The following is a 5,718-nucleotide window of genomic DNA, read 5'->3' on the forward strand; positions in this document are numbered from 1 at the left end:
GTAAAGGGGAGGCGATTACCTACTTTCCCGGGGGTGAACCCAGTATCATCGGCGGAGCGGGGCTTAACGGCCCTGTTCGGGATGGGAAGGGGTGAACACCCGCCCTATGATCGCCCTTGGTCTTTCAGATTGTCGCCCGAACGCAACAATCAATACCTTCAAGGTTTTTGATGTGATGTGGAAAAGACAATAGTCGTATTCAAGCGATAATAAAAGTAAATAAGAAGTCTTGGAGGCATTAGTACTACTTGGCTTTGCGATCACTCGCTTTAGACCGGTAGCCTATCAACGTCATCGTCTCTGACGGCTCTCATAGGAATTCTCATCTTGAGGCAAGTTTCGCACTTAGATGCTTTCAGCGCTTATCTTCACCCGACGTGGCTACCCAGCGGTGCTCCTGGCGGAACAACTGGTCTACCAGCGGTCGGTTCAACCCGGTCCTCTCGTACTAAGGTCAAGCCCTCTCAAAATTCCAACGCCCACCACAGATAGGGACCGAACTGTCTCACGACGTTCTGAACCCAGCTCGCGTGCCACTTTAATCGGCGAACAGCCGAACCCTTGGGACCTTCTCCAGCCCCAGGATGTGACGAGCCGACATCGAGGTGCCAAACCTCCCCGTCGATGTGAGCTCTTGGGGGAGATCAGCCTGTTATCCCCGGAGTACCTTTTATCCTTTGAGCGACGGCCCTTCCATACGGAACCGCCGGATCACTATCTCCCACTTTCGTGCCTGCTCGGCCTGTTTGCCTCACAGTCAAGCACCCTTTTGCGATTGCACTCTACGCACGGTTACCAAGCGTGCTGAGGGTACCTTTGAAAGCCTCCGATACTTTTTTGGAGGCGACCACCCCAGTCAAACTACCCATCATGCATTGTCCAAGCTAATGTTAGACTCCCAGCAACCGGAGGGTGGTATTTCAACGTTGGCTCTGCGATGCCTAGCGACACCGCTTCACAGCCTCCCACCTATCCTACACACCAGTTACCAAAAGTCAGTGCAAAACTGTAGTGAAGGTTCACGGGGTCTTTCCGTCCCGTGGCGGGTAAGCGGCATCTTCACCGCTACTACAATTTCACCGAGCTCACGGCTGAGACAGTGCCCAGATCGTTACACCATTCGTGCAGGTCGGAACTTACCCGACAAGGAATTTCGCTACCTTAGGACCGTTATAGTTACGGCCGCCGTTTACTGGGGCTTCGATTCAATGCTTCGCCTTGCGACTAACATCCCCTCTTAACCTTCCAGCACCGGGCAGGTGTCAGGCCTTATACGTCAACTTTCGTTTTAGCAAAGCCCTGTGTTTTTGTTAAACAGTCGCCTGGGCCATTTCTCTGCGACCTACATTGCTGTAGGTTCCCCTTATCCCGAAGTTACAGGGTTAATTTGCCGAGTTCCTTAGCCGTGATTCACTCGAGCGCCTTGGTATGTTCTACCCGGATACCTGTGTCGGTTTGCGGTACGGGTTACAGCCAGCTGAAGCTTAGTAACTTTTCTTGGAAGCAAACTCATCTCTTCGCCTTGCCCTTGCGGGCTCGGCTCAACGCACACTTCCGTCCGTACGTAGAAACCCATTTGCTCCGTCATTACATCGCACTGGTGTAAGTGCAGGACTATTAACCTGCTGGGCATCGAAGCTTCGCTTTCGCTAACTCCTTAGCTCCCGACTAACCCTCAGTTGATTAGCATAGCTGAGGAATCCTGATCCTTACGGCGGGAAGGTTTCTCACCTTCCTTATCGTTACTTATCCCTACATTTGCTTTTCTCAACGCTCCAGCATGGCTTGCCGCCACACCTTCACTGCCGTTGAGAATGCTCCCCTACCAAGTATTACTACTTCCATCGCTTCGGCACAAGACTTGATGCCCGTTTATTATCGATGCCCGCCCCGCTCGACCAGTGAGCTGTTACGCACTCTTTAAATGAATAGCTGCTTCCAAGCTAACATCCTGGCTGTCTCTGCAGTCGGACCTCCTTTGTTCAACTTAGCCCTGATTTAGGGGCCTTAGCGGATGGTCTGGGTTCTTTCCCTCTCGGACTGGGACCTTAGCACCCCAGCCCTCACTCCTGGGCATATTATACGGCATTCAGAGTTCGTCAGGATTTGGTAGGATTTGACTCCCCCTAGTCCTATCGGTAGCTTTACCTCCGTATAACTCAATCCCAAGGCTGTTCCTAAAAACATTTCGGGGAGTACGAGCTATCTCTCAGTTTGATTGGCCTTTCACCCCTACCCACAACTCATCCAAAGACTTTTCAACGTCAACTGGTTCGGTCCTCCATGTCGTGTTACCGACACTTCAACCTGGTCATGGGTAGATCACAAAGTTTCGCGTCTACAGCCACTGACTTGCTTCGCCCTATTCAGACTCGCTTTCGCTTCGGCTCCGTATCTGCAATACTTAACCTAGCCAGTAACCGTAACTCGTAGGGTCATTATGCAAAAGGCACGCCGTCACCACACTACGTGGCTCCGACCGCTTGTAAGCGTGCGGTTTCAGGGTCTTTTCACCCCCCTATTCGGGGTACTTTTCACCTTTCCCTCACGGTACTCGTTCACTATCGGTCTCTCGGGAGTATTTAGCCTTGGCGGATGGTGCCGCCAGATTCAGAGGGGATTTCACCGGTCCCCACCTACTCAGGATACTGCTACGTTGTTGACCTTTACGCTTACAGGGCTGTCACCTGCTCTGGCCGACCTTCCCAGATCGTTCAACTTCAATCAACTTCTAAAAAGCAGTCCTACAACCCCAATCCCGCCGTAACGGAACTGGTTTGGGCTAATCCGCGTTCGCTCGCCACTACTTGCGGAATCACTGTTGTTTTCTTTTCCTCCGGTTACTTAGATGTTTCAGTTCACCGGGTTGGCCTCCTGTTAAGGATACTTGGTCTTCAACCAAGTGGGTTGTCCCATTCGGATACGTTCGGATTAACTCTTATGTGCAGATCCCCGAACCTTTTCGCAGCTTATCGCGTCCTTCTTCGCCTCCGAGAGCCTAGGCATTCCCCGCACGCCCTTGATAACTTCTTATCATTAATCTCTTCTTACCTTTGCTCTTGTTTTGTTAATGCCTAGTCGCCCAGCCACTAACTGACTCTTCTCTTTTCCACATTACGTCAAAGAACCTCGCATCTTGGTTACATCCTACTTCCCTTGCGGTCAGTAGTACCTAACTTCAGACGGTGTAGATAAAACCACGTTTGGCCTATCTTAACTAACTAACTTTACTGTTTACTCCAGTCTACTTCAATCTTGGTGGAGATAAACGGATTCGAACCGTTGACCCCCTGCTTGCAAAGCAGGTGCTCTAGCCAACTGAGCTATACCCCCAAGGGAGTGGGCCTGCGTGGACTCGAACCACGGACCTCTACATTATCAGTGTAGCGCTCTAACCACCTGAGCTACAAGCCCCTTTCTAGTGATCAGTCGCATCGTCTATTCCTAGACGACTGATCGTGCGATCCTGTCAATCTTTTTAAAGGTCAAGCCCTCGTTTAGGCTAAACCTCTGGCGTGGATAAAGAGCGAAGTGAGTACTAACTTAAGCATGCTTAAGCGTTCTCCGTTTTTAATAGCAGACTCCAGAAAGGAGGTGTTCCAGCCGCACCTTCCGGTACGGCTACCTTGTTACGACTTAGCCCCAGTCGCCTGTTTTACCCTAATCGACCTTGAACCGGCCGACTTCAGGTACACCAAACTCCCATGGCTTGACGGGCGGTGTGTACAAGGTCCGGGAACGTATTCACCGGATCATGGCTGATACCCGATTACTAGCGATTCCAGCTTCATGAGGTCGAGTTGCAGACCTCAATCCGAACTGTGATCGGCTTTAGAGATTGGCTCCTTGTTACCAAGTGGCGACCCTTTGTACCGACCATTGTAGCACGTGTGTGGCCCTGGGCGTAAGGGCCATGATGACTTGACGTCGTCCCCTCCTTCCTCTCTGTTTGCACAGGCAGTCCGAGTAGAGTCCCCGACTTGACTCGCTGGTAACTACTCGCAGGGGTTGCGCTCGTTGCGGGACTTAACCCAACACCTCACGGCACGAGCTGACGACAGCCATGCAGCACCTTGTTTCGTGTCCTTGCGGACGCTACCATTTCTGATAGCTTCACTCACATTCTAGCCCAGGTAAGGTTCCTCGCGTATCATCGAATTAAACCACATGCTCCACCGCTTGTGCGGACCCCCGTCAATTCCTTTGAGTTTCACCGTTGCCGGCGTACTCCCCAGGTGGATAACTTAACGGTTTCCCTAAGCCGCTGACCCCAGGGGCCAACAGCGAGTTATCATCGTTTACAGTGTGGACTACCAGGGTATCTAATCCTGTTTGATCCCCACACTTTCGTGCCTCAGCGTCAGTGAGTGTCCAGTAACCTGCCTTCGCAATTGGCGTTCTTGATCATATCTATGCATTTCACCGCTACACGATCAATTCCAGCTACCTCTGCACTACTCAAGTTTACCAGTATCAATGGCACTGCAATCGTTGAGCGATCGTCTTTCACCACTGACTTAATAAACCGCCTACGCACCCTTTAAACCCAATAAATCCGGACAACGCTTGCACCCTACGTATTACCGCGGCTGCTGGCACGTAGTTAGCCGGTGCTTATTCGATAGGTACCGTCAACTGGTCACGCATGACCTCTTTCTTCCCTATCAAAAGCAGTTTACAACCCAGAGGGCCTTCTTCCTGCACGCGGCATGGCTGGGTCAGAGTTTCCTCCATTGCCCAATATTCCCTACTGCTGCCTCCCGTAGGAGTCTGGCCCGTATCTCAGTGCCAGTGTGGGGGATTCTCCTCTCAGAGCCCCTATCGATCGTCGCCTTGGTGAGCCGTTACCTGCACCAACTAGCTAATCGAACGCATGCCCATCTCTAACCGAATCACTTCTTTAGCAGTATCACGATGCCGTGCCCCTGCGTTACGGGGTATTAGCAGCAGTTTCCCGCTGTTGTCCCCCAGTTAAAGGTAGGTTGCATACGCGTTACGCACCCGTACGCCACTGGTATTGCTACCCGTTTGACTTGCATGTATTAGGCCTGCCGCTAGCGTTCATCCTGAGCCAGGATCAAACTCTCCATTGTAAAGATCATTTGTCTTGTGACTCGTTTATAAAGTATGACTTCTTAGTGGTTAGTTCATCGCTCTAAGAAAGAGTGATAAACCGTGACACTTGTCAACCTTACCGTTGTCGTTGCTGTTTGCTGACTATTAAAAGCTAATCTTTCGATTAACTCCGTCTCTTCATCACGTCAAAGAACTTCTGTCATCTACCCTTCATACTACCAGGCGATCACTTCGGTGTTAAAACGAATCAAAGCACGTTTGCCTTAATTCTTAACTTAAAACTAGTACTAACTTGTTACTCAAAACTACCTAAACTTCTCACTTTCAATGACTTGCCGTTCTTTCCTTCAGAACCGGAGTGCAAAGATACAAGACTCAATTTCAATTGTCAAGAAAAAGTTGAAATTTATTTTTTCAAGCTTTCCGTTGAAAACCAAACCCCTCATCCAACTTCTCACTTCCTTTCTCTCTTCGCTTTTACTGCCGACCCTACTTTCAAAACCGGACTGCAAAGGTAAGTCATTTCTAAGCCGCTTGTCAAGAAAAAAGTGAAAATTTATTTTCAGCTTCTTCGCTTCTTTCCACCGCCTCATCCCTCGCTTAACTGCCTTTGCCTCAAGTGTTTACACCGTCTTTCCAGTG

At 50.4% G+C, this 5,718-nt stretch carries 2 tRNA genes and 3 rRNA genes; all 5 read right to left on the reverse strand.

Features of this window, described 5'->3' with window-relative positions:
• Positions 1–6 precede the first annotated feature (6 nt).
• Positions 7–118: ribosomal RNA gene (rrf, locus tag BWI97_RS27155) — 5S ribosomal RNA — on the reverse strand.
• Positions 119–218: 100 nt separating this feature from the next.
• Positions 219–3,033 (reverse strand): 23S ribosomal RNA (locus tag BWI97_RS27160).
• A gap of 223 nt (positions 3,034–3,256) precedes the next feature.
• Positions 3,257–3,333: transfer RNA gene (locus tag BWI97_RS27165), tRNA-Ala, on the reverse strand.
• A gap of 7 nt (positions 3,334–3,340) precedes the next feature.
• Positions 3,341–3,414: transfer RNA gene (locus BWI97_RS27170), tRNA-Ile, on the reverse strand.
• Positions 3,415–3,587: 173 nt separating this feature from the next.
• Positions 3,588–5,093 (reverse strand): 16S ribosomal RNA (locus BWI97_RS27175).
• The 16S, 23S and 5S rRNA genes sit together here with 2 tRNA genes alongside, the layout of an rRNA operon.
• Positions 5,094–5,718 lie beyond the last annotated feature (625 nt).

Source organism: Siphonobacter sp. BAB-5405, assembly GCF_002872335.1.
Lineage (GTDB): Bacteria > Bacteroidota > Bacteroidia > Cytophagales > Spirosomataceae > Siphonobacter.